The organism is Haloarcula taiwanensis (assembly GCA_002844335.1).
Lineage (GTDB): Archaea > Halobacteriota > Halobacteria > Halobacteriales > Haloarculaceae > Haloarcula > Haloarcula taiwanensis.
In genome coordinates this window covers 2789992-2814176 of record CP019154.1, presented here as the reverse complement: position 1 = coordinate 2814176, position 24185 = coordinate 2789992, and the positions used below count along the sequence as shown (strand labels likewise).

Annotated in this window: 24 protein-coding genes, 1 tRNA gene and 1 pseudogene; 16 read left to right on the top strand and 10 right to left on the bottom strand. The window is 64.1% G+C overall.

Going from position 1 to position 24185, the window contains the following annotated elements; all coding sequences use genetic code 11:
* The first annotated feature begins 61 nt into the window (after positions 1–61).
* Both BVU17_14345 and BVU17_14340 read left to right on the top strand, forming a co-directional pair.
* On the top strand, positions 62–613 hold the full coding sequence (locus BVU17_14345) for an orotate phosphoribosyltransferase (GenBank protein ID AUG48643.1): 552 nt from the start codon (positions 62–64) through the stop codon (positions 611–613).
* 84 nt (positions 614–697) lie between these two features.
* Complete coding sequence (locus BVU17_14340; GenBank protein ID AUG48642.1) at positions 698–946, top strand: glutaredoxin; 249 nt, start codon at positions 698–700, stop codon at positions 944–946.
* 58 nt (positions 947–1004) lie between these two features.
* On the opposite strand, the gene BVU17_14335 is transcribed toward BVU17_14340, so the two are convergent.
* Positions 1005–1973, bottom strand: a complete 969-nt coding sequence (locus tag BVU17_14335) for a transcriptional regulator (GenBank protein AUG48641.1) — start codon at positions 1971–1973, stop codon at positions 1005–1007.
* Between the two features lie 129 nt (positions 1974–2102).
* On the opposite strand from BVU17_14335, the gene BVU17_14330 reads away from it, so the two are divergent.
* The 3 genes and pseudogenes from BVU17_14330 (at position 2103) to BVU17_14320 (ending at position 4080) form a co-directional block, all read left to right on the top strand.
* Complete coding sequence (locus BVU17_14330; GenBank protein ID AUG48640.1) at positions 2103–3368, top strand: tRNA(Ile2) 2-agmatinylcytidine synthetase; 1266 nt, start codon at positions 2103–2105, stop codon at positions 3366–3368.
* 256 nt (positions 3369–3624) lie between these two features.
* Positions 3625–3820, top strand: a pseudogene (locus BVU17_14325) (hypothetical protein).
* A gap of 56 nt (positions 3821–3876) precedes the next feature.
* Complete coding sequence (locus BVU17_14320; protein ID AUG48922.1) at positions 3877–4080, top strand: hypothetical protein; 204 nt, start codon at positions 3877–3879, stop codon at positions 4078–4080.
* Here the strand turns inward: BVU17_14320 and BVU17_14315 are convergent.
* Positions 4077–5141: a threonine synthase gene (locus BVU17_14315; protein AUG48639.1), complete on the bottom strand. Its 1065-nt coding sequence runs from the start codon at positions 5139–5141 to the stop codon at positions 4077–4079. The genes BVU17_14320 and BVU17_14315 overlap by 4 nt on opposite strands.
* A gap of 264 nt (positions 5142–5405) precedes the next feature.
* Positions 5406–6362, bottom strand: a complete 957-nt coding sequence (locus BVU17_14310; GenBank protein AUG48638.1) for a deacylase — start codon at positions 6360–6362, stop codon at positions 5406–5408.
* Between the two features lie 135 nt (positions 6363–6497).
* Here BVU17_14310 and BVU17_14305 point away from each other — a divergent pair, with 135 nt between their 5' ends.
* Positions 6498–6713: a hypothetical protein gene (locus BVU17_14305; GenBank protein AUG48921.1), complete on the top strand. Its 216-nt coding sequence runs from the start codon at positions 6498–6500 to the stop codon at positions 6711–6713.
* Between the two features lie 4 nt (positions 6714–6717).
* Here BVU17_14305 and BVU17_14300 read toward each other — a convergent pair whose 3' ends face one another.
* On the bottom strand, positions 6718–7941 hold the full coding sequence (locus tag BVU17_14300) for a potassium channel protein (protein AUG48637.1): 1224 nt from the start codon (positions 7939–7941) through the stop codon (positions 6718–6720).
* A 156-nt stretch (positions 7942–8097) separates the two neighbouring features.
* Between BVU17_14300 and BVU17_14295 the strand changes: the two genes are divergently transcribed.
* Together BVU17_14295 and BVU17_14290 are read left to right on the top strand one after the other, a co-directional pair.
* Positions 8098–8460, top strand: coding sequence for a hypothetical protein (locus tag BVU17_14295; protein AUG48636.1), 363 nt, complete (start codon positions 8098–8100; stop codon positions 8458–8460).
* Between the two features lie 180 nt (positions 8461–8640).
* Positions 8641–9786, top strand: a complete 1146-nt coding sequence (locus BVU17_14290; GenBank protein ID AUG48635.1) for a citrate synthase — start codon at positions 8641–8643, stop codon at positions 9784–9786.
* A 364-nt stretch (positions 9787–10150) separates the two neighbouring features.
* Here BVU17_14290 and BVU17_14285 read toward each other — a convergent pair whose 3' ends face one another.
* Complete coding sequence (locus BVU17_14285) at positions 10151–11785, bottom strand: metal transporter (protein AUG48634.1); 1635 nt, start codon at positions 11783–11785, stop codon at positions 10151–10153.
* 285 nt (positions 11786–12070) lie between these two features.
* Between BVU17_14285 and BVU17_14280 the strand changes: the two genes are divergently transcribed.
* The 4 genes from BVU17_14280 (at position 12071) to BVU17_14265 (ending at position 15415) form a co-directional block, all read left to right on the top strand.
* On the top strand, positions 12071–13282 hold the full coding sequence (locus BVU17_14280; GenBank protein AUG48633.1) for a threonine ammonia-lyase: 1212 nt from the start codon (positions 12071–12073) through the stop codon (positions 13280–13282).
* A 172-nt stretch (positions 13283–13454) separates the two neighbouring features.
* The gene (locus tag BVU17_14275) at positions 13455–13658 is read left to right on the top strand and encodes a hypothetical protein (protein ID AUG48632.1); all 204 of its coding nucleotides are present in this window, start codon (positions 13455–13457) and stop codon (positions 13656–13658) included.
* A 29-nt stretch (positions 13659–13687) separates the two neighbouring features.
* Positions 13688–13771, top strand: a tRNA-Ser gene (locus BVU17_14270).
* A gap of 165 nt (positions 13772–13936) precedes the next feature.
* Positions 13937–15415 carry a transporter gene (locus BVU17_14265; protein AUG48631.1) on the top strand — a complete coding sequence of 493 codons (1479 nt, stop codon included), beginning with the start codon at positions 13937–13939 and terminating at the stop codon, positions 15413–15415.
* Positions 15416–15439: 24 nt separating this feature from the next.
* Here the strand turns inward: BVU17_14265 and BVU17_14260 are convergent, their stop codons facing one another.
* Together BVU17_14260 and BVU17_14255 are read right to left on the bottom strand one after the other, a co-directional pair.
* Positions 15440–15811 carry a lactoylglutathione lyase gene (locus tag BVU17_14260; protein ID AUG48630.1) on the bottom strand — a complete coding sequence of 124 codons (372 nt, stop codon included), beginning with the start codon at positions 15809–15811 and terminating at the stop codon, positions 15440–15442.
* Between the two features lie 59 nt (positions 15812–15870).
* On the bottom strand, positions 15871–16749 hold the full coding sequence (locus BVU17_14255; protein ID AUG48629.1) for a phenazine biosynthesis protein: 879 nt from the start codon (positions 16747–16749) through the stop codon (positions 15871–15873).
* A gap of 107 nt (positions 16750–16856) precedes the next feature.
* Between BVU17_14255 and BVU17_14250 the strand changes: the two genes are divergently transcribed.
* A complete protein-coding gene (locus tag BVU17_14250; GenBank protein AUG48628.1) occupies positions 16857–17468 on the top strand; it encodes an AraC family transcriptional regulator in 612 nt (203 codons plus the stop codon).
* Positions 17469–17483: 15 nt separating this feature from the next.
* Here BVU17_14250 and BVU17_14245 read toward each other — a convergent pair whose 3' ends face one another.
* Together BVU17_14245 and BVU17_14240 are read right to left on the bottom strand one after the other, a co-directional pair.
* Positions 17484–18557, bottom strand: coding sequence for a hypothetical protein (locus tag BVU17_14245; protein AUG48627.1), 1074 nt, complete (start codon positions 18555–18557; stop codon positions 17484–17486).
* A 42-nt stretch (positions 18558–18599) separates the two neighbouring features.
* The gene (locus BVU17_14240) at positions 18600–19535 is read right to left on the bottom strand and encodes a ribonuclease Z (protein ID AUG48626.1); all 936 of its coding nucleotides are present in this window, start codon (positions 19533–19535) and stop codon (positions 18600–18602) included.
* Positions 19536–19913: 378 nt separating this feature from the next.
* On the opposite strand from BVU17_14240, the gene BVU17_14235 reads away from it, so the two are divergent.
* The 3 genes from BVU17_14235 (at position 19914) to BVU17_14225 (ending at position 22420) form a co-directional block, all read left to right on the top strand.
* Positions 19914–20840 carry a hypothetical protein gene (locus BVU17_14235; protein ID AUG48625.1) on the top strand — a complete coding sequence of 309 codons (927 nt, stop codon included), beginning with the start codon at positions 19914–19916 and terminating at the stop codon, positions 20838–20840.
* 57 nt (positions 20841–20897) lie between these two features.
* On the top strand, positions 20898–21563 hold the full coding sequence (locus tag BVU17_14230) for a potassium transporter Trk (protein AUG48624.1): 666 nt from the start codon (positions 20898–20900) through the stop codon (positions 21561–21563).
* Positions 21564–21943: 380 nt separating this feature from the next.
* Positions 21944–22420: a hypothetical protein gene (locus BVU17_14225; GenBank protein ID AUG48623.1), complete on the top strand. Its 477-nt coding sequence runs from the start codon at positions 21944–21946 to the stop codon at positions 22418–22420.
* Positions 22421–22427: 7 nt separating this feature from the next.
* On the opposite strand, the gene BVU17_14220 is transcribed toward BVU17_14225, so the two are convergent.
* Entirely contained in the window at positions 22428–24131 is a 1704-nt protein-coding gene (locus tag BVU17_14220; protein AUG48622.1) for a histidine kinase, read from the bottom strand.
* Positions 24132–24185: the final 54 nt, after the last annotated feature.

Below are 24185 nucleotides of genomic sequence, written 5' to 3'. Positions count from 1 at the left end.
GCTTAGGAATGTCGCTGTCCGAATTCAACAGTCATTAGCCCCGTGACCGTGCAGTGAGCGTATGGTAAACGACGACCTCATCGCGGCGCTGCGAGACGCTGACGCCGTCAAGTTCGGGGAGTTCGAACTCTCTCACGGCGGCACGTCGAACTACTACGTCGATAAGTACGTCTTCGAGACCAACCCCGACTGTCTGGACCTCATTGCCGGGGCTTTCGCCGAGCGAATCGCTGAGTGGGACACGGACGCCACACTCGCTGGTGTTGCCCTCGGTGCAGTCCCGCTGGTCGCGGTCACCAGTGTCGAGACGGGCATTCCCTACGTCATCGCCCGCAAGCAGGCAAAGGAGTACGGCACGGGCAACCGAATCGAAGGTGACCTGACCGACGGTGACGAGGTCATCATTCTTGAAGACATCGCCACGACCGGCCAGAGCGCGGTCGACGCCGCCGAGGCACTTCGCGAGGCCGGCGCTGTTGTCAACCGCGTGCTCGTCGTCGTCGACCGCGAGGAGGGGGCCAGCGAGAACCTCGCCGACCACGACCTCGAACTGTCCTCGCTCGTGACTGCCTCTGACCTGCTCGCCGACGCACCCGACGATATCGACGTGTAGCGCAGGCGGAATCGCTGTCGACGGTGCGCGGCCGAGACACAGCACCGATGTGTTCTTGACGCTGGCTCGCTTACAACCGGTGTAATGGCTAATCTCGAACTCTATGAGCTCGAAGGCTGTCCGTACTGTGCAAAGGTAATCAAGAAACTCGACGAGCTGGGCCTCGACTACGAATCCCACATGGTCCCGCGGTCCCACGACGAGCGGACCGAAGTGAAGGAGGTTTCGGGCCAGACGGGCGTTCCAGTCCTCGTCGACGAGGACAACGGCGTCGACGGGATGCCTGAATCCGACGACATCGTCGAGTATCTGGAAGAAACGTACGGGCAGTAGACTCGGCGCTTACGGTAGTTCTCGTTTTTATGTGACAGCGAAGACTGAGAGCGCCCGCTCAGGCGACTTCCTCGCGGTCTTCGCCACGCTCCATAATGAGGTCGCGCAGGTCGATGGCGTCCTCGATGTTTTCCATCTCCTCTTTCTCGATGAGCGCGGTCCCCTCGACGGATTCGCGTCGGAGCTCGTCGACGACGTACACCGACCGGGTCCGGGTCACCTCGCCGACTGAGGACATGATGCGCGCTCGCTTTTCGGCCGTTTCGGTGAACGCCGAGTGACCGGCAAGGACCTGCCCGTGTTCGTCCTCGCTCTCGTTGACGCTCTTGAACGGCGCGCGGTCCGTCGGGTGGACCTCGAAGCCGATACGCGTGAACACCGTCACAATCGGCTCGTCTTCCGGTGCAACGTCGGGGTCGTCCGGTGTCGGCTCGTCGTCTCGGACTTCTTCAGCGCCGTTGAGGACGCTCACCGGCGAGGTCAGCGGCGCGTCGAACAGGTCTTCCAGTTCGGCGGCCACCTCGACTGAGGCGTCCATCCCGTCCTCGTATTTCGAGACTGTCCGCCGGGAGACGCCCAGTTCCTTCGCCAGCCGGCCAAGCGACCAGTCGCGGTCCTCGCGCACGTCGGCGAGGATCTCGGAGTCGATGTTGACGTAGAGTCCGCCCGGGGCGGCGTAGATGAGCGGCGGGACCTCCTCGACGAACAGGTCCATCGCGGTGTCGGGAGACAACACGGGGACGCCGTGCCGGAAGTACACAACACCGGGTTTCAGCTCCTCGTCGCGCGTCCGGAGGCCGATCACGATCGGTGTGGCATTCAGATACGTGCCCAGTCGCCGCATCTCGCCCCCGGTCTGTGCGTCGAAGGCGTCGATGTTGCCCAGTATCTTCAGGAGCAACACGTCCTCGCCGCGACGGGCAGCGATGTCGAAACTCTTCGGGCGAATCGCACAGCGGTCGCTGACGAGGAAGCCAGCGTCTTCGAGCATCGCCATGACGTTTTCCACCAGCGCCGACCGTGACATAGTACTCTGTACCTCTACTGAGTCTAGCCCGCTCACCCATTATATGTATTGCGCCGTCCGTTGCCTCTCAGGCCGAATTGGGGGGTCCGTGACGAAAGGCGTTTGACCGCTTCGGGGCTACAGCGTAGCGTGACTGTCGTCGGCCTCGATGATACGGACTCGCGCGAACGGGGAATGTGTACGACCTACGCCGCCGCCACCCTCGCAGAGTCGATACGGAACGCTGGGGGGACTGTCGAGCGACTGCTCCTCGTCCGTCTGAACCCCGCCGTCGAACACAAGACCCGCGGGAACGCGGCGCTGGCGGTCCATACTGACCTCGACGCCGACGTGGCGCTGGGGCTAGTCGAAGACGTGTTTGACATGGCCGAGACCGACGACCCACGGACCAATCCCGGCGCAATCGTCGCCGACTGTGACCCCGACGCCGTCCCGCCGCAGGTCGCAACGTTCGCCCGCGAGGCAATCCAGTCGATACAGGACCCGATGGCCGCGACGACGCTCGCTGACGTGGTCGGGTTCGCCCGCTCTCAGCGGGGCAACGGCCGCGGACTGGTCGGCGCGCTTGCGGCGGTCGGGGCCTGGGCCGCGCTGTCGGACTGGACCTACGAACACATCGCCTACCGGGAGCAAGACCGGTGGGGCACCGAGCGGACGGTCGACAGCGCGAGCGTCCGGGCCGCGGCTGAGGAGTACTACCCCAACGTGTGGGATACCGTCGACCGTGCATCTGGCTATCCGGTCTGTGTGCCGCGGACGCCGTGTCCGATTCTCTACGGGATTCGCGGCGACGACCCCGACGCCTGCCGCGCCGCCGCCGACGCTATCGACAGCGAGCCCATTGCTCGTCGGGCGACGTTCGTGACGAATCAAGGGACCGATGTGCATCTACAGGATGCCGCTGTCGACGCGGTCACGGCCGACAGCGCCTACCGCGTTACCGGCAACGTGGTCGAAACTCCGGAGACGCGGGCGGGGGGACACGTGTTTCTCACCCTCGAAGGCGACAGCGCGACCCTCGACTGTGCGGCTTTCGAGCCGACGAAGGGCTTTCGCGACCGGGTCCGCTCGCTCAGAGTCGGCGACCGAATCACCGCCTGTGGGGAAGTGACTGACGGGACGCTCAAACTGGAGAAGTTCGCGGTCCGGAACCTCGTCCGGACAGAATCCGTCACACCGGACTGTCCGGACTGTGGTCGGTCGATGAAATCCGCTGGCCGGAACCAGGGCTATCGGTGTCGGGACTGCGGGACCAGCGCTGACGGCAAAGCTGAACAGTCCATCGAGCGAGGACTGGAGTACGGGTGGTACGAAGTGCCGCCGGTCGCGCGCCGCCACATCGCGAAACCGCTGGTTCGCGGCGGCTTCGACGCGCCTACTCACCCGTCTCGCTGAGAGGAAGTGGTTCGCTGTCTCCCCGAAACGTGTCGAACACGGGGCGGGACGATCAGGAGAGCGCTGACAGCGTTTGTGTGTGGTTGGCGGAGCTGTGTACTCCGCTCGCCCGGTGGTCATTCGGCGTTCAGCTTTTGCCTGCTATTCGGTTCGAATTGGCTACTGGCGAGTAAGCACCACGAATGTTCCAGTAATACGGGGATATACGTCAATTTAGACTACGGATAACAATGTTGATATACCGTTATGTGGGACCATGAGCACGGACGGGTCGGATACTCAGCGGTGACATACGGCAGACGGCGACATCGCCGAGAAGCTATTGACTCTCGAACACGAGCCGGCTGCGGGTGGTGGCCAGCGTTCAGTTCTCTATCCGCCCAGCAGCACGGGCTCCGGACTGGCTGGCCGTTTCGTCGAACCTTCTCGTCTCTCTCGACGACGTTCAGTAGTCCTTACGCCCGATAATCGACTGGTAACAATAGTAACACCTGTCGTGAGTCCGGACATGGACTCCGATACCCGGTCGACGAGCGAGGTGACGGCGGCGACTGCTGACGACGAGGGAACGCTGCCTGCCGTGGTACGCTCCCGTCCCGACGGCACCGAGCGGCTCATCTGTTACGCGCCAGATGTCGACACGGCAGACGTAGAGGACCAGTGGCTCTCCGTCGATGCCGACTTTCCGGTCTCGACGCTGCTGATGCGTTAGTTGTTTCGTCCGGTCAACGCGACAACCACGTCGTCACCGTCCTGGAGTTCTCCCCGCTCTCTGAACTGCGTCAGCGCCGCTGTCGCCGTCGCACAGGTCGGTTCAACGTGAAACCCCGCTGCACCGAGCCGATCACGTTCCCGCGCCGTTGCTGCCGCGGAGACAGCGATGGTGGCCCCATCGGTCTCGTCGATGGCGTGCCGTATTTGCTGGCCACGCGGCGGGTCCCGGATGTGAATCCCGTCGGCGAGCTCGTTGGCAGCAGCATCGTCTGAACTGCTCCCGTCCTCGTCAGCGATAGGACTGTACCCGACCGCTTGCGTCCCCAGTATCCGAGGGACAGCATCCGTCCATCCAGCTTGCTCAAGTGCCCGAAATCCGCGGTAGAGGCCGAGATACAGCGTCCCGTGACCGAGCGGCGTGACGACGGCGTCCGGGACGGTCCAGTCCCGCTGGGCGGCGATCTCGTAGGCGGTCGTCGCCGTCCCGGCGAAGAAGGCGGGGTTCCAGGCGTGGCTGGCGTACCACCCCGACCCGCTCTCCACGGCGTCGATACAGGCCTCGGTTACGGCCTCTCTACTTCCCTCGACTGGGAGCACGTCTGCGCCGGTTCGTTTGATGCGGCGAACCTTCGCGTCTTTTGCGCTCGCGGGGATGTATATCTCCGCGTCCAGCCCCGCCCGCGCCGCGTAGGACGCGACTGCCAACCCAGCGTTGCCCGAGGAGTCTTCGAGTACCCGGTCGGCCCCGACGTCAAGCGCTTCGGCGATGACCGTTGCCGCGCCGCGGTCCTTGAAACTCCCAGTCGGGTGGAGATACTCCAGTTTAAACGAGGCGTCCCACCCGGGCGCGTCGACCAGCGGCGTCCAGCCCTCGCCGAGGCTGACTCGCTCGTCCACAGGGAGGAACTCGGCGAAGTCCCAGACGCCGCTGGTCCGTGAGAACTGCCCTGGTTGGCTGTCGGGCAGTGGCTGGCTGGCGTAATCAAGCGGTGCCCCACAGGAACACCGCCAGGGACTCTCGCGGGGGTACTCTCGGTCGCAGACGCTACAGGTTCGCATGGGCTTGCTCCGTGGCGAACCGTCCAAAAGCTGGCGGCGTCTGCGGTCGCGGTCGTCGGTGCCTGCGGCCAGTGTTGTGGAGCCCATAGCGCGGTGGCCGGGCGGCCGCTCCGTCGGCCGCCCCGGGGAAAGGCAGGTCAGCAAGCGAGCAGACGCGGCGCGAAGCGCCGCGTTTCACAGGACCGAGCGGAGCGAGGTCCCGCGTTTTCCAAGCTCTTGTAAGCGGAGTTCGCGTAGCGACTCCCTTGCGGTGAAAAGTGGTTCCTAGTAGGTATCGATGTTCGTCCCGACTGAACAGACGTATTCGCCGGTCGCAACCTGCGGGAGCCGGCGAGCACGCCAGAACACGCCACTGGAGTCGGCAGTGATTTCGGCCTTCGGGTCGCCGAACACGTCGGTCACCTCGAACAGCGTCTCGCCGCGGGAGACGCGGTCACCGAGGTCGGGCTTGAGGTCGATGAGGCCGCCAACGGGGGAGCCGTACTGTTCGAACCCGGTGGCACGAGTCTGGGGGCGCGTATCGTGGTGGCCGTCGAGGAAGCCGTAGTAGTGCAGGACGTTGAAGACGCCGTTGACGCCCCGCTGGATAGAGCCTTCGTCCCAGCCGACACAGCCGCCGAGTTCGGGGTCGATCGTCGGCACGCCCTCGTCTGGGGCAGCGCGGGCCAACTGCCCGTCGGGACCTTTCTGGTCGAGGATGTAGCCACAACCGAACACTTTCGCGAGTTCGAGACACTCCTCGTGGAGGCGATGGCGGGTGCCACACCGGACCCGCACCTCGTCGATCATCTGTGAGGTCGAGCCCTGATGCAGGTCGAGCACGTAGTCGGCGCTGATGGCGGCGTTGAACGTCGCCGCGGCAATGCGCTCGCTCGACGTTCCAGTCTTGTCGCCCGGATACGCCCGGTTCATCTTCGTGTCGTCGATTGGATTACGGTGCTCGGCGACCTGAAACGCGTGGTAGTTGACGACGCCACAGACCAGAATCGTCCCGGACAGTTCCGTCGGGTCGAGTTGCGGGAGCGTCCGCTGGATGACGCCGACACCGTTCAGTTCGTCGCCGTCGCTGGCCGCCTGAATGTAGAGCGTCCGTCCGTCGTCGACACCGTTGACGACGGCGACCGGTAGCCCGAACGTCGACCCGTCGCGGGTCTCACCGACCTCCAGCCGCCCCGTGTCTTTCTCACCGGGAGCGGCGGTCGCCGTACCGAAAGTAACCATTGTTCCCACGTTTGCCTTGGGAGCCTTTACTGGTTCGGATTTCGCCAACAGTTGCGCCGGATCGACGGCATCTTGGGGACGCCGACCCTACTGGCTGGTGTGTCCCAGTCCGAGCCACAGAGCGGCAAAGCGGCAATGGTCGCGGCGCTGAACGTGCCACGCAACGCGAAAATCGGATTCGTGCTCGCTGGCCTGTTTACCGCGGGGCTGTTCGCTCTGTTCGTCCTGCCAGGGGCCCAGCGACCGATCGGATTCTACGTGGCGCTGGCGTTCGTCCTCGCGACGTCGCTGGGCGGGCTGCTGACAGCGCTGTTCACGGCGGTCTCGGCTGTTCGGCTCGCCAGGCAGTAACGAGCTACTCTCCCCCGGTCAGGTCCGTAAGCCGGTCGCCCCCGGTTCGAGTTCCTTTCGCGATGAGTACGTCGCCGGTTCGAATCTCCGTTTCCGGTCCCGGCGAGATAACCCAGTCGCCGCCTTTCCGGCCGGTGCGTTCGCTCTCGCCGGCCGCCCGCCGGACAGCGATGATGCGCATGCCGGTCGCCGTCTTGACTTCCGCGTCGCCGATGGTCCGCCCGGCGAGGTCGCTGTCGGGGTACACCGTGGTCCGAACGATAACCTCGTCGGACTCCTGGACGGCCTCGGCGACGACCGGGTGGGTCGACAGCCCCCGCAGGACGCCCTCGCTCATCTCCAGTGCGGCGTCTGAGATGACCTCCGTCGACCGGGCTAGGTGGACGAGGCCCCGCAGCGACACGGGGTCGTCGATGTCGGCGGCGGCCCGGAGCGTCCAGGCCTCGAACCGGGACTGGAGCGCGTCGACCTCGGCTTCGAGCTCGACGACCTCCTCGGCGACCTCCGTGCTGTCGAACAGCACCGCGCCGTAGGCCAGGTCGACCGCCAGTTCGCCCATGTCTTTCATCAACACGATGGAGTCGACGGCGCGTTCGAGGTCGCGGACGCCACCTTCGGGCGGCTCCGGCGGCTCGTACGCGTCCCCGGTGGCGTCCCGGTAGACTTCGGCGACGCCGGTCTCGGGGCCGCGAAACAGCACCACGTCGCCCGCTTCGAGGCGCGTCTCCCGGTTGGGATTGAGCAGCCAGTTCCCCTGCCGGCGAATCGCCAGCGCGCGGACGCCGGTCTCGGTTTCGAGGTTCAGACCCCCGAGCGTCTCGCCGGCTAGCGGGGAGGCCGAGCCGATTGTCGCCCGCACGAGCGTCTCGACCGCCTCGGGCAGCGCCGCCCGCATCGTGTCCGGGAGGCCGATGTCCTCCAGTACGACCTTGGCGATGTCGCCGGCGGCGTCGCTTATTTTTTCTGCGGCCCCGACCATCCCCAGAACTGGGGCGAGCGATTCCGCGTCCGCTGTCGACCGGCAGGCCATCAGGAGGCTCATGCGTGCGCGCAACTGGAGCACGTCCATCTTCTCCTCCAGTTCAAGCACCTCTGCGGCCACGTCGTCGCTCCCCAGCAGGACGGCCGAGTACGAGAGGTCGATGAGCAGCTCAGCGGTGTCTTTCATCTCGGCCAGCACCTGCTTGACGCTGACCGGTTCGTACTCGACCGTCCCTGTCGGGTCCATAGCCGCCGGTTCGACGGCCCCGAGCAAAAGCGTTCCTCACTGTGTGGAACGGTAGCGTGATTTCTCGACGGCCCCCGACGTGCCGGCGCGGGCGGCGACTATGTACGGCTCGGGTCGATTCACGCTACTTTTCAGTCCAGCGAAATTTGTTTCGGCATGTCCGAAATAGCCGACACTATCCACGATTTCGGAGAGTCTACGCCCCGTGTCGTCGCTGACCTCCACAGCACCACCTTCGAAATCGAGTACATCCGCGACGACGTGGCGGGCAGGTACTCCGATAGAGATCTCGACAAAGCGTACAAACTCATCATGGCACACACCGTCACCGGCGACGATTTCAAGTCGCTCATCGGCGAGGGGCGATTCAACGCACAGACGTTGTTTTTCGAGGACATTATCGTGTTTTTCTTCCCATCGAAACGATACGAGGGGGTCTTTGCGTCCTTCGATTATGACGACAGCTTCCCCGTGAACGACCTCGTGAGGGCAGTCTCGGAAACGCGGTCGGACCGGTAGCGGCTGCTCGACGGCGGTGGGACCACAGGCTGACCAGTCACCATCACAGGGCTGAGCCTACTGAAACGGCGGTGACGGCGACTAACAACTGAACGAACGTCCAGTCTCGCGATCCTGACATTGTGCCACACACGCTCAGAAAGAAAATGTTTTTCCCGGAAGGTAGGGAACTGATTGCGTATGTCCGACGACCTCAAGAAGGGACTCGAGGGTGTCATCGTCGCCGAGTCCGAACTCAGCGTTATCGACGGCGACGCTGGCAAACTCGTGTATCGGGGGTACACCATCGAGGACCTCGCCAAGGGTGCCAGCTACGAAGAGGTGCTGTACCTGCTCTGGCATGGCCACCTGCCCAACCGGGACGAACTCTCCGAGTTCAAGCGTGCGATGGTGGACGCACGCGACGTGGACGACGACGTCATCTCGACCGTCCGACAGCTCGCCGAGGCGGACGAGGACCCGATGGCAGCGCTCCGGACTGCGGTGTCGATGCTCTCGGCGTACGACCCCGCGCCCGAGGACGCCGAACCGACCGACGAGACGGTCAACCTCGAAACCGGACGGCGGATCACCGCCAAAATCCCGACCATCATCGCGGCATTTACCCGCATCCGCGACGGCAAGGAGCCTGTCGACCCTCGTGACGACCTCGACCACGCGGCGAATTTCCTCTACATGCTCAACGGCGAGGAGCCCGACGACGTGCTCGCTGACGTGTTCGACCAGGCGCTCGTGCTCCACGCCGACCACGGTCTCAACGCCTCGACGTTCTCGGCCATCACGACGGCGTCGACGCTGTCGGACGTTCACAGCGCGGTCACCTCCGCCATTGGAACGCTGAAAGGACCGCTCCACGGCGGCGCCAACCAGGACGTTATGGAGATGCTCAAAGAGGTCGACGACGCCGAATCCGATCCGCTCGACTGGGTCAAAAACGCCCTTGACGAGGGCCGCCGCGTCTCCGGCTTCGGCCACCGCGTCTACAACGTCAAGGACCCGCGGGCAAAGATTCTCGGCGAGCGCTCGAAGGAACTCGGCGAGGCCGCCGGCACGCTCAAGTGGTACGAGATGTCGACCACCATCGAAGACTACCTCATGGAAGAGAAAGGTCTGGCCCCGAACGTCGACTTCTACTCGGCGTCGACGTACTACCAGATGGGCATCCCCATCGACATCTACACCCCCATCTTCGCGATGTCCCGCGTCGGTGGCTGGGTCGCCCACGTCTTCGAGTACATCGAGGACAACCGCCTGATTCGCCCGCGCGCCCGCTACGTCGGCAAGAACCCCGACGAGACCACGTTTGTGCCGCTGGACGAGCGATAGGCCCTACCGCTACTTTTCGTCTGAAGAGTGGGTTACTGACGGCCGTGAGCGCGTTTCACCGCGCGAACCGGGGACGGGCAGGGCGGCCAGCATCCGGCGGCGACGCCGCCGGTTCTCGGAATCGGCCCAAGATGCATCTCCTGTCGAGTCTCTCCAATATCGAACTCTGCGGTAACGGACGCGTAGCGACTGTCCGCGAACGAAGTGAGCGGTTCACCGAACGCGAGCATAGCGAGCGTTCGGCCTTTTTCGCCACCGAAAGACTCGCGAGGCTCGTCTTTCGAGCCTTGCTTTGCTCCGCTCAGCAAGACCACGTTTTTGCGCCGAGCGGTGCGTGAAGCGCACCCGAGGCGGAAAAAGGTGGTTAGCCAAACACCGATTTGAACCGCGTCACGCCGTCGTCGGTGCCGGCGATGACGAGCTTATCGCTCGGTTCGATAGTCACATCAGGACCGAGGTCGGTGACAACGGTGCCGTTGCGCTCGATGGCGACGACCGTACAGCCCGTCCGCGAGCGGACATCGGCCTCGCCGAGTGTCGTATTCCCAAGGCTGTTGGCGGCGACGCGGATGACCTCGACTTGCTGGTCCATCGAGATGACGTCTTCGTCTTCGAGAATCGTAGATGCGAGCATCCGGCCGCTGACCGTCGACAGTGCGAGGACGTAGTCAGCGCCCGCACGGTACATCTTCTGGACGTTCTCACTTTCCTCGGCACGGGCGATGATTTCGACGTCCGGATTGAGATCACGGATGACAAGCGTCGCGAACTCGGTATCGGTATCCGACGACAGGGCGAGGATAACCGTTCTGGCTGTGCCGACGCCAGCGTGCCGAAGCTCCTCGGGTTCTGTGGCGTCCCCGACGACATCGACGCCCGGCGCGTCGGCCTGATCGAGCACCGTATGTGGCACCCCGGCGTTGGTAAGCGCCGACGTGATGGTCTGACCGACCTCGCCGGCACCGATGATCACCGTCTCCCCGCGGCGGAAGCCACGCACGCTGGAGAGGGTCATCTGCTTGAGTTGCTCCAGCTGTGACTCGGTCCCTGACACCAGTAGAACCGTACTACCGTCGAGTTCAGATTCGGGGTCGGGCGGACTCACGAACTGGCCGCGGAACCACGCGCCGATGACGTTGACGCCGGTCTCCTCGCGGATGCCGCTGTCGGCCAGCGTCGTTCCGACGAGGTCGCTCCCCCGGTGGATCGGGAGTTCCGCGATATCGAAGTCCTCGCCGATCTCGATGGAGTCCCCGAGCGTCGTCGAAATGCCGGTCGTCACCTTGCTTGCGAGGCTCTCGCCGAGTAGGCCTCGCGGTGAGAGAACGGCGTCGGCACCGGCGAGGTCGTGATACTTCGCGCGGTCGGGCTCCTTGACGACGCTGACGGTCTGGACGGACTCGTCGACTTCGCGGGCGGTGAGGATGATACTGGTGTTCACCTGGTCGGATGCGTCAGCGACGAGCGCACGGGCGGACGACAGGTGGGCCCGCTCAAGCCCGTCGACGGACTGCGGGTCGGCGTGAATGACGTAGTACCCGTCCTCGTAGAGGTCGTTGGCCCGGTCCCGGTCCGGTTCGACGATGACGTAGTCGACGTCCCAGGTGTCGAGTTCGGTGACGAGCGTCTCACCGCGGGGAGAGAACTGACAGATAACGACGTGGTCGCTGAGGCCGTTCTCGACCGTGTTCGGGGCTGTCGTCTCCATCGCCTCTTCGAACAGCGGAAACAGCAACACTGGCAGCGCGAGAAAGATGAGCACGACGCCGGTGATATCCATCACAATAACGAGTAGCCGCATCTCTGTGGTGCTCCACGGCGCGTCCGAGCCGTATCCGGTCGTGGTGAACGTTTCGACCACGACGCGAAGCGACCGCAGAAACGGTTGCGGGTCGTTTTCGAACGCCGCCATTCCGTAGTCGTATGCGAACGCATACCCCAGAATGATGCCGCCGAGCGCGACGATATACACCAGCGTCCGTCGCAGCCAGGTATCCATCTACTACTTTCTGGGATACCGAGTGTAAAACAGTTCTGTCCGGCTAGCCAGATCTACTTGACGGGATGCGCGGCAGGGTGAGCGGCTCTACCCGCTCGCAGTCCTGCACTTTCACTTTCACCGCGCTACGACCGGATTTAAGTTAATCGCGTTCGTTCTCCTATATGCAGTCACACGCTCCCCCTTTCCGTTTCAGGACACTACCCGAGCAGTCCCGGCTGTCCCAACCGCCGATACTGCATGGTCGGCCGACAGTATAACATGGTCCGGTGAATAGCCACTCCCATGCTCTCATTTGAGGATGTCCTCGCAGCACAGGACACTGTTTCTGAGACAGCCAGACACACACCGCTGGATTACTCGCACACCTTTTCCGCGATGACGGGCGCGGATATCCATCTCAAACTCGAGCTGTTCCAGCGTACGGGGTCGTTTAAGATACGGGGCGCGACCAACCGCATCGCGTCGCTCTCGGACGCCGAGCGGGCAGCTGGCGTCGTCACAGCGAGCGCCGGTAACCACGCCCAGGGGGTCGCACTGGCCGCCACGCGAATCGGCGTTGATTCGAAAATCGTGATGCCGGAACGGGCCCCGGTTTCGAAAGTGAAGGCGACCCGAAGCTACGGTGGCAACGTGGTCCTTCACGGTCGGGACTACGACGCGGCCGCCGAACACGCCCACGACCTTGAGCGAGAGGAGGGCCGGACCTACGTCCACGCCTTCGACGACGAGAAAGTGATGGCGGGGCAGGGGACCATCGGACTGGAAATCTACGAGGACCTCCCCGGCGTTGATACGGTCGTCGTGCCAATCGGCGGCGGCGGACTCATCAGCGGTATCGCCACAGCGCTGAAGGGCAAAGACGAAGATATTCGCGTTATCGGCGTTCAGGCCGAGGGGGCGTCAAGCGTCGCCGAGTCACTGGAGAAGGGCTATCGCATTGAGCGTGACAGTGTCGAGACCATCGCCGACGGTATCGCCACTCGTACCGTCGGCGAGCAGACGTTTGCGGTCATCAGTGAGCGGGTCGACGAGGTCGTGACGGTGTCGGACTCGGAAATCGCTGTCGCGCTGACGACGCTGTTAGAGCGTTCGAAAACGCTTGCTGAGGGCGCGGGTGCCGTGGCGCTGGCCGCCGTCATGGAGGAGAAGTTCGATTTCGAGGACGACGAGACAATCGTCCCCGCGCTGTGTGGCGGGAACATCGACCTGAATATGCTGACCAACGTCATCATGCGCGGCCTCGTCGAGACCGGCCGCTATCTCAAGATTCGGACCGTCCTCCAGGACCAACCCGGCGCGCTGGAAGAACTCGTCGAGGTCCTGTCACGCGAGCAAGTCAACATCTACGGCATCGAGCACGACCGGACCAGTCGTGACGTGGCGATGAGTTCGGCCGAGGTCGAACTGGACCTTGAGACCCGCGGCCACGACCACGTCGACGAACTCATCGACGCGCTCACCGACGAGGGGTACGAGGTCGACGTGCTGGTCTGACTCGACGCGCCTGCGTCGCGCCCGTCCCGACGGCGTCCTCTCGATACTTGTATCTGTCACTGGCCTGCGCCGATTTCGGCGGGGTTTTAGCCGCGGCGGCCCCCGCTTCGTGTATGCGACGGCTCGCACGGACAGTCCCTGCCGAGACAACAGCACGGAGCGGAGGGCGTTGATGGACCCGCGAACGAAGGCCAGCCTCCTGTGGGGCGTCGTCGGGGGCCTCGCGTTTCTGGTTCTCGTCCAGGGGTACGAACTGCTGGCCGGGATTCCGGTGTCAATACCGGCCAAAGCCGGTGTCGCCGTCGCCGTCGGCATCGGTGCGACGCTCGCCTCTTACCGTCTGCAGCCACGGCTGGTCGGAAACGAAAGCCCTTAATCGCCCGCCCTCGCACTCTCGAAGTGCGTGCCAGGATGGCCGAATCTGGTAAGGCGCACGCCTGGAAAGCGTGTTCCCATCTGGGATTCTGGGTTCAAATCCCAGTCCTGGCGTAGCGAGGTTCGAACGGTGTGCGAACCTCGGAAAACGCGAACGGTGCGCACAGTGAACCGTGAGCGAGTATTTTTATGACTGACTGCGAGTGAGGAGCGACCGCTTCTAACAGCGTAGTGTAACCACCGCACCGTTTTCCCGCCGCCAGTACTGATACTCGGTCGATGGTCGAACAGCGCGACGGTGACGAGATCGACTTGCTGGACTCCTCGATTCGGACGACCAGCGGAGCGCTGGTGTCAACGACGTTGTTCGTTCTCAGTGGCATCGTCTACGCGTTCGTCACGTCACCTGCGGCGACCGGGACCTATTTTTTCATCGCCCTCTCTGTCTCGCTGGTCCTGCGTCCGATTCGGGGCATCAGCCAGGCGCTGAAGAAGGTCGGCAGCGAACGGGGTGAACTCGTCGGTCCGTATCTCGGTCTGGCGGCGCTGTTCGCCCTCGGGTATCTTCTCATCGTCGGTGTGATCGTGGCTGCGCTGGCCGGTGTAATCGTCCGCAACACGGTGGTTTCGCCGGGACTGCTCGTCCCAATCGGCCTCTACGCGCTTTCGGTCGCGGTGTCGATGATTGTGTCGAGCCTGGTTGGTGCCATCGGCTACCCGAGCGTGGAGACGTGGCTCACCAGCACGCAGAGCGCCATCCAACTCGTCGTCCTGCTGGCGCTGGCTCCGACACTGACGACCGCTGTCGACCTGCTACTTGTTGTTGCCGGCGTCCGGCTGGCGGTGCTCGGTCCGGTCGCCGTCGCGCTGGGTGTCGTCCCGACGCTGCCCGACCGACACGCCATCGAGCGTGCCTGGGACTTCGCCAAGTGGAGCATTCCGGACCAGATTTTCGACCGCCTGTCGTACAACATGCCGGTGTACGTACTGGGCATCGTCGCGACCCCAGCGGCCGTCGGTATCTACGAGGCGGCCGATCGGTTCGCCGACTTCGGCGCGACGATTTCTTGGCATCTCTCCTCTCCGCTACTCACGAAGGTCAGCGGGGACTCCTCTGTCGGCGACACGCGTCTCGCCTACCTCGACGGTGCGGTCACCGGCGGAACGGGCGTCACGTTCGTCGTGTTCGGCTACCTGCTGGCCGCACACGACGTGGTCGCACGGATCGCCTTCACCGGCTCGGAGGGTGTCTTCTCGGCGACGGTCCTGCTCGTCGGCGGCGTGAACATCCTCCGTGGCTTCTGGACGCTCACGTCACATGCCATAGAAGGGGTCGGGAAACCGAGCGTGAGCTTTCGGACAAAGCTCTACGGACTGGCGTTCAGCGTTCCAGTCCCGGCGATATTCGGTGCGGAGTTCGGAGCTGTCGCCGGGGCCGCCGGGTACGGAGTGATGAATCTGGTCATCTTCGGGTACGTCCTCTACTACTCCCGGTCTGTCTTCGGACGGATTCCGCTCGAACCCGGGGTAGCAACAGCCCTCACCGTCGGCCTCGGCGTCTCGTTCGCACTCACGACCGGTGCAGTCGCTGGCCTCACGCGCGCTGGTCTCTCTCCGATTGTCGTCGCCAGCGTGGCCGCCGTGACGTGTCTCGCCGGCTTCGGCGGCTTCCTCGTCGCCGTGTCCTCACCGGCCAGACTCGTCGCTGCTCGGACGGCAACGCTGTGGCGCAGTCGCGCTCGCTCCCTGCTCGGGTGAGCGCTGGCCGTTTGTCGCTGCCGTTCAGAGCCAGCGGTAGAACTCGAGCGTGTACCCCTCGGGGTCTTCGACGAACGCGGCGAAGGCATCAGCGGCGTCGACTTCCGTCGGTTCGAGGACCGGCGCAGCGCCGGCGTCGATGGCCGTCTCGTAGGTCCCCTCGACGTCGTCGACGGTGAACGCGATGTGGTCCACGTCGGCGCGGTTTGGGGCAATCGGGGTGGTCCGGTCCGGGTCGTAACGCAATTGCAGGTCACCGTCGCCGCCCCGGCCGAGGTAGACGTTCTCGACGCCGTCTAACGTGAAGCGGTTCGTTTCCTCGAAGCCCAGCGTGTCGTAGAACTCTATCGCACGGTCGAGGTCCGAGACGCAGATAGCGGTGTGTGCGAGATCCATGCCGCGGCGTTGTGGACGGGTCGAAATGAGTGTGGCGGTACCGCCGGTGGCGCGGCCAGTTACAGCAGGTCACCGCGAGCAACGGGAACGACGCTGCCGCCGACCCGGACGTTGATATCCTCGCCGCTGCCGTCAGTCGAGAGATGCAACAGCGACGGTCGCCCCATCTCGTAGCCCTGCTCGACACGGGCCTCGACGGCAGGGCTCCCGAGCATCTCGTGGCGGGCGAGGTAGGCCGCGAGACAGCCGTTCGAGGAGCCGGTCGCGGGGTCCTCGGGCACGTCGTAGAACGGCGCGAACACGCGGACTGCGAGGTCGTTGGCCTCGCTCCGCGGCGCTCGACAGACTGCTAGGACGTTCTTCGCGTCGCGGTCGCCGGTCACGGCGTCGTAGGCGTCCCGATCCACATCGATGGCTTCCAGCGCGTCGCGGTCGGCCACCGGGACGACAATTGTCGCCAGCCCCGTCGAGACGATTTCCACCGGCCAATCGTGGTCCAGTCGGTCAGCCGACAGGCCGAGGACGGCAGCGAGGTCTTCGTGGGCTAATTGCTCACCGAACTCGGGGGTCGGCTGTGTCATCCACAGCGTCTCGCGGCCGTCGCGCTCCCCGATGTCGACCGGGACTTCACCGACGGGCAGGTCCAGCGTCACCGTTTCGGGGGTTCCGTCAGCGATCTGGTCTCGGATGACCTGTACCGTTCCGAGGGTTGGATGGCCGGCGAAGGGTATCTCGGCTGCGGGCGTGAAGATACGGACCGGCCACGCGCCGTCGCTTGGCTCCCCGGTGACGAACGTCGTCTCCGAGTAGTCTATCTCGGCGGCGATGGCCTGCATCTCGTCCTCGTGCAGGTCGCCGGCGTCGGTCACGACGGCCAACTGGTTCCCGGTGTATCGCTCCCGGGCGAACACGTCGACGATGTGAAACGGGTGGGACATACCTGTTCGCTCGGTGGCGTCCCCAAAGAACACTCCGGCTGCCTGCTGTATAATACCAAATCACCTGAAGCCACCGGCTATTTCTCGCTGTCACCCATCTTGTGGGCATGGACGCTGTCGCAATCGCCTGTTTCGACGGGTTCGACGAACTGGACGCAATCGGCCCCTACGAGGTGTTCGAGAACGCGGCGCGCTTTGGCGCGTCGTGGGACGTGACCCTCCGTTCAGTCCGGGAGAGCGGGACCGTCACCGCGAGCCACGGACTCCGGGTCGAACCGGACGGCCCGCTCGCCGACGTGACCCCGGACCTGCTTGTCGTTGCTGGCGGCGGGTGGAACGACCGAAGCGATGCTGGCGTCTGGATGGAGACCGAGCGCGGAGACCTACCCGAGGCTGTGGCGGCAGCCCACGACCGCGGCGCGACCGTCGCCGGCGTCTGTACCGGCGGGATGGTGCTTGCCCGCGCCGGCCTGCTCGACGGTCGGCCGGCGGTGACACACGGCGGTGCACTAGAGGACCTGCGAGCGACGGACGCGACCGTGGTCGATGCCCGGGTTGTCGACGACGGCGACGTGCTGACCTGTGGCGGCGTCACGTCCGGTCTGGATCTCGCCGTCCACCTCGTCGAACGCGAGTGGGGCGCGGACGTGGCCGCCGCTGTCTGTGAGGAGATGGAGTACGAACAACGGGACGACGTGTTCCGCGGCGAATCGGGATAAGAGCGACCGAGCGGCTCAGGCGTTCGCGCGGGCGTCTTCAAGCAGCGCTTGCACGTCGACGGCCTCGCCGGTCTCGCTGCTCTCGATGGCGGCGAAGACGATGGCCATCGACTGGAGGACGCTGTCGACGTTCGTCGGCATCGGCTCGCCGCCGTCGATCCAGTCACAGAACTGCTCGATGAGCCAGGCGTTCTTCCAGTGGGGGCGCTCGGCGAGTGGCACCGACTCGCCGTCGCCCTTGCCGATGCTCTCGAAGTTCCCGGTGTGGTAGTCCTCGGCGTGGAACCGCTCGACGTCGCGGCGGTCGAGGACGACGGTCTGGTCCGCACACTCGGCGCGGAACTGTTCGTGTCCCCAGCCGTTCAGCGTGGTCGCGTTGGCGTAGCTGCCCTCGTACTGGGCGCGGGTTCCGTCGGCGAAATGCAGCGTCACGAAGCCGGTGCAGTCACCGTCGTAGTCGGCTTCCTCGGGCGTCCACGTTTCGGCATACACCCGCTCACAGGGCGAATCGGCCAGCGACGCGAGGATGTCGAGGTGGTGGATTGCGCCGTCGAGCAACAGCATGTTCTCCATTTCGTAGACGTAGTCGGCGTAGAAGTCTCGTTCGCGGACGTTCCCCGTGTACCGCGCCGTCAGATAATCGACGGGGCCGGCGTCCTCGACGGCCCGCTGGAACGTCGCCTTGTCCCGGTCGAACCGGTGGCTCATCGTAACGCCCATTTTTTTGCCGGCCTCGTCGACTTTTTCGGCGACGCGGACCGACGCCTCCAGCGTGTCGGCAATCGGCTTCTCCGAAATGATATGCAGGTCGTGGGCGAGTGCCGTCTCCACGACGGCCTCGTGTGTCGACGGCGGCGTCACGATAGAACAGATGTCGGCCGGCCGCTCAGAGAGCGCGGTTTCGAGGTCGGCGTAACACTCTTCGGGCGACAGGCCGAGTTCCCGCTCGGCCAGTTCGTGCCGCTCGGGGTCGGTGTCGACCGCGGCGACGACCTCGATCCGGTCGTCGCGAACGTTCGGTGGGATCGCGTCCGTCGCCCAGGTGGACCCTTGGCCCCCCAGACCGACGTGGACTAATCGGTATGTCATGGCTCCGCTACTGCTTCAACGAATAAATGCTGCACTATCTCATCAGGATTCGCCCGCGTCCGGGAACTCGACGCGGCGCTCCATCCCGTCTTCGGCGAGCACGACCTCGCCGTCGAACGCGTCCCGAGCTTCGTCAACTAGCTTGTCGGCGCTCGCGGCGTAACGCGTCGAGATGTGCGTCAGTGCCAGTGTCGACGCGCCGGCCTGTCGCGCTACGTCGGCGGCCTCCCGGGCAGTAGAGTGGGCTGTCGCCTTCGCCCGCTCTTTCCGGTCCTCGGCGAAGGTGGCGTCGTGGACCAGCAGGTCAGCGCCCTCGCTCGCTTCGATGACGCTCTCGGTCGGCAGCGTGTCGCCGGTGTAGACCAACCGCCGACCGGGACGGGGCGGCCCGACGACGGCCTCCGGCTGGATGGTCTCGCCCTCGTGTTCGATGGCCTCACCGCGGTGGAGCTTGGAGTATTTCGGCCCCGGCGGGATGCCGAACTCTTCTTCGGCTTTCTCCCGGTCGAACTTCCCCTTCCGGTCGTCCTCGTCGAGGACGTAGCCGACGCTGGCACAGCGATGAGCCGTCTCGATGGCTCGAATCTCGTACTCCGGCCGGTCGAGGACGACGTCTCCAGCCGACACCTCGTTGATGCGGACGGGAAACGACGGTGTCGTCCCGTTGGCCTGAATGAGCTGTTTGATGTTCCCGCGCGTGCCCGCCGGCGTGTGGACGGCGATGGCGCGGTCGCGTTCGTTGAAGTCCCACGTCTGGAGCAGGCCCGGAATCCCGAGGACGTGGTCGCCGTGGAGATGCGTGACGAACAGGTGGTCGATAGCGAAGCCGGTCCCAAAGCGCATCATCTGTCGCTGTGTGCCCTCGCCGCAGTCGAAGAGGAGGTAGTCGCCGTCGCGGTTGACGAAGATGCTGCTCGTGTTGCGCTGGGTCGTCGGCACGGCCCCACTCGTCCCGAGAAACGTCACGCGCATGGTCATCGCATCCTCTACTGTCGACGGGTAAACCGGTGTCGAAAGGGCGCTGTCAGTGTAGGGTAGCACCCGCCGTCTTGTTCGCTCGGGTCGCTGCGGCGGTCGTCTGTATGTGTGGTTGTCCCATGGCTATTCGTACTAACCCAAAATAACGGCTGCTTTCCGCCATCTCTCGCCAGCGTACGCGCTTCTCTGCCGAGAGCTTAATCACCGGCAAAAATTTTTAATACCACGTATCTATCGCTCAGTCTCACTTTCCCGAGCCAGCAGTCACAGCGAACGGCTTAGCAGGTTATTAGTCTCTGCTGAACTGTCTCGCCGGTTTATGTGTCGTTCACCCGTCGAACAGTTCGCATTGCCTGCCGATCACCGCAGAATCGAACCATGATACGAACTCGCACACTCGCCGTTTTCGCTGCGCTCCTCGTCGTCGGCGGCCTCACCGCACAGGTCGGGGCCGTACCGGGCGTGACAGCGCAACAGGAATCGCCGTCAGAACAAGCCGCGAACACGGGGGTCACTCTCGATTCCCTGACCGCACCCCAGAGCGTCGCTCCCAACTCGACTGCTGACGTGGCCGCGACGGTCACGAACAATCAAAACACCGCGGTGACTGAATCCGTGGCGTTCCGGTTCGACGGGGCCGTCGTCGACCGGACGCTCGTCACGCTTGAGCCTAACGAGAGCGCAACCGTTCAGTTCTCGGCGGACACGACCGGCATCGAACCCGGTGACTACCGCCACGGTGTCTTCACCAGCGACGACGGACAGGTCGCCGCGGTTACCATCTCTGACTCGTTCACGCTGGAGAGCCTCGACGCACCGACGAACGCCACCGCCGGTGACAACGTCACGGTCACCGCAACTGTCGCCAACCCGAACGAGTTCAACACGACCCAGAGCGTCGAGTTCCGACTGAACGGCCAGCCGCTGGTCTCTGAGTCCGTGAGCCTCGACGCGAACGAATCTGCTGACGTGACGTTTACCGTCGACACGACCGGTGTCGGGCCGGACACGTACATCCATAGCGTCTTCACGCGCGACGACGGTGCGTTCGCCGAGATCACTATCGAGCCACCAGCGAATGAGACCGAAGAGCCCCCAGCCAACGAGACTGAAGAGCCACCAGCCAACGAGACCGAAGAGCCCCCAGCCAACGAGACTGAAGAGCCGCCCGCCGACGAAACTGAAGAACCGCCCGCCGACGAAACTGAAGAACCGCCAGCCAATGAGACTGAGGAGGCTGACGAAGGCGACGAAACTGACGAAACGGACAACGGGACTGAAGGAAACGCGACGTCAGAAAGCTAAGCCCCGTCACCCTGTCACCCGTTCACATTTTTAATGGTGGCCGTCGTACCGTAGTCCATGAAGTTCGTTATCGTTGGCTATGGCCGCGTCGGCATCCGGACCGCACGGATTCTGCAAAGCGAGGGCCACGAAGTCGTTATCGTCGACAACGACCCTGTGAAGGTCGAACGGGCCAGGGAAACCGGATTCGAGACTATCCAGGGTGATGGCAACGAGGAAAGCGTCCTCGTCGATGCCGGCATCGAAAGCGCAGACGCTATCGGCGGCCTCACGGGCGATCTGAACACGAACTTCACTGCCTGTATGATCGGCAAAGAGTTCGGCTGTCGAACTGTTCTACGAATCGACGCCGACTACCGCGAGGAAATCTACGAGAAGTACGCCGCTGATGTAGACGAGATAATCTACCCCGAGCGGCTGGGCGCGGCCGGCGCGAAGACGGCACTGCTTGGCGGTGACTTCAACGTTCTCGCCGACCTGACCGAACAGCTATCGGTCGCGAGTATCCGAATCCCCGATGACTCGCCGTTCGTCGGCAAACGAGTCGTTGAGGTGGACCTCCCCGGCGACGCCCGCATCTACGCCCACGGAAAGGATCACGAACCGATGACGATTCCGCTCCCACAGACCGAGATCGAGCCCGGCGACAGCGTCGCCATTATGGCCGACCCCGGCGGGCTGGACGACATCCGGGCAACGCTCCGGGGCGACGCATCAGCCTGAAACTTCCCGGGTCCGCTCTGCCGCAGTCGCTCTCAGACTGACAGTTTCGCTGTCTTCGACGAAAGCCGGGGGGAAGTAGGATATGAAAGGGAGGATCGCGGTGTCCGGGCGCGCCTGGGGAGGATAGGATGGCACGCAGTGTCACCGACATCCACTGCAGCCGTGGAAGCGCGCCCGTACCGGGTGGAATGCTACCGGTAGGCATAAATGCCCGTCAGACAGGCGGCCGACAGACGACAGACGGCACGGGTTTTTCATCGTTCGACCACTGTTTTCTCCTATGACATGGGCGACGCTGTTTGAACGTGCGGCGGACCACCAGATCACGGTCGACGCTGTCTGTGCGGCCCTCGAAGCGCACCGCGCGGAGGACAAAGACGATGCATGAGTCGTCGCCAGCGCGTGTCGTTGCCGATGCCGATGTCCTCGCGGCCGACCTGTTGTGTGGGCCAGACAGCGATGCCCGTGCCGCTATCGACCACGTCCGCCGGCACTCGTGGGTCACGCTCGTCGCGAGCGACCACCTGTTAGATGATGCCGCTGCCGTCATCACCGACCTTGCTGACGCCGATCTGGCGGCCGACTGGCGGGCGCGGATCGAACCCGACTGTGATATTGTCGACCACCCGGCCGGAGACCATCCCGCGCTGGCCTCGGCTTACCGGGGCGGCGCACAGCACCTCCTGTCCTATGCGGACGACCTGCGTAGCGCCCGGACCAGCGCGTCGCTCAACCGTCATATGTCCCTGAGTGTCAGACCGCCGGATGCCTTTGCTCGCCTGTTCGATCCGGAGTCACTGTATCCCGTCGTCGAGAACGGCGAGTATCCCGGTCCAGATCGGGACCCACGCGCATAGCGAGTCATCAGTCGTCAGCGGTCGTTATCGTGGGTGCAGAAACGGTCCTCGATGGCCCTGCTGCGTCCTCTGTAACCTCGAACTCCGCAAGCACCTCACGCAACTCGTCGGTCTGTGTTGCCATCTCCTGTACCTCGGTGGTCACTTCGGTAATCGTCGCGGTCTGTTCCTCTGTCGCGGCGGCAACGGCCTCTGACTCCTCGTTTGTCTGCTCGCTCACTTCGGCGACCTCGTCGACCATATCGACGACCTCCTGCGTGGTTTCCGCCTGCTCGGCGGTGGCTCCCGATATCTCCTGAATCGAGGCGTTGACCTCGCCGAGCACGTCGACGATGTCCTCGAAGTCCCGGAGCGCCGACTCGATTGTCGCGGCGCTGTCGGTCACCTGCTGGTTCGTCGCCTCCACGTCGCTGACGGTCTCGCTGGCCTCGTGCTGGACTGCCTGTATCCGGTCTGATACGTCTGTTGCGGCGTCGCGGGTCTCTTCTGCGAGTGTTTTCACCTCGTCGGCGACGACGGCGAACCCGTCCCCGCTTGCGTCCGCGCGGGCCGCCTCGATGGAGGCGTTCAGTGCGAGCATGTTGGTCTGCTCGGCGATGTCTGTGATGACCTCGACGATGTCGTCGATCTCGCTGATCTGGTCGACCAGACTTTCGACCGCAACGGCGATATCGTCGATACGGGCCTCCATCTCGTCGAGTTCGTCGATCGCCTGCTCGGCGTCCGCGCGTCCCTCGCGCCCTCGCTGTGTCGCCTTCTCGGCGGTGTCGGCCGCGTTCTCGGCGGTCGCAGCGATCTCTTCGACGGTGGCAGACAGCGTGTTCATCTCGGAAGCGACGTCGTCGTGACGTGACGCCTGCTGGCTGGCACCAGCCGAGATTTCCTGAATCGACCGGGAGATCTCGTCGCTCGCGTCGTCAATCTCTTCGATGCTTCGGGTGACGTGATCGCTCGTCTCGTCGACGTCCTCTGCGAACGCGGCGACGGTTGCCACCGTCCCTCCGAGCGTCGTCACGAGGTCGTTGTAGTTCTCGACGACGGCGTCGAACTGCTCGTCGTCGGCGTCGAAGTCCTCGTCTATCGTGGCCGTCAGATCCCCGTCTTTTGCCCGTTCAGCGGCGTCACCGAAGGCGACGACGAGGTCGTTAAGCGCCTGGGAGCGCCGTTCGAGGTCGCTGGTCATCGTCTTGAGTTCGGTGGTATAATCGTCCATACTAGCGGCCATCTTCTCCAGCGACTGCCCGAAGGTCCCGGGCACGTCCTCGTCGAGAACGTCGGCGTCGAACTCCTGCCGGGAGAGCGCGTCGGCCTGTTCGGACACTGTCAGCAGATAGGATTGCATCGAGCGAAACGAGGAGAGCAGTTCGGCGACCTCGTCGTCGCGCTCGCTCTCGGGCAGTTCCACGTCGAGTTCGCCAGCCGCGATATGGTCCGCACCCGCGGCCATCGCTGTGATGGGTTCGACGAAGTCCTCGCGGGTAATGAACACCGTGTTGGCGAACGCGACGATAGCGCCAGCAAGCAACACGCCCGTGACGACGAACCGGACGGTCCCGCTGGCGACAAGCGAGACAACTGCCAGTGCGACAGACGCGGCAAACTGCAGACCGACGGCCGCGAGCACTTTCCGCTCGACTGAACCGGAGACACCGAAAATATCGAGTGATCCACGTATCACCGACTTGTACTGTTCGACGAGGGCTGTGAGCATACGCTCCTTTTTTTTTACACTGTATAATAAGGTTCGAGTCCAATTCTCGGAGAT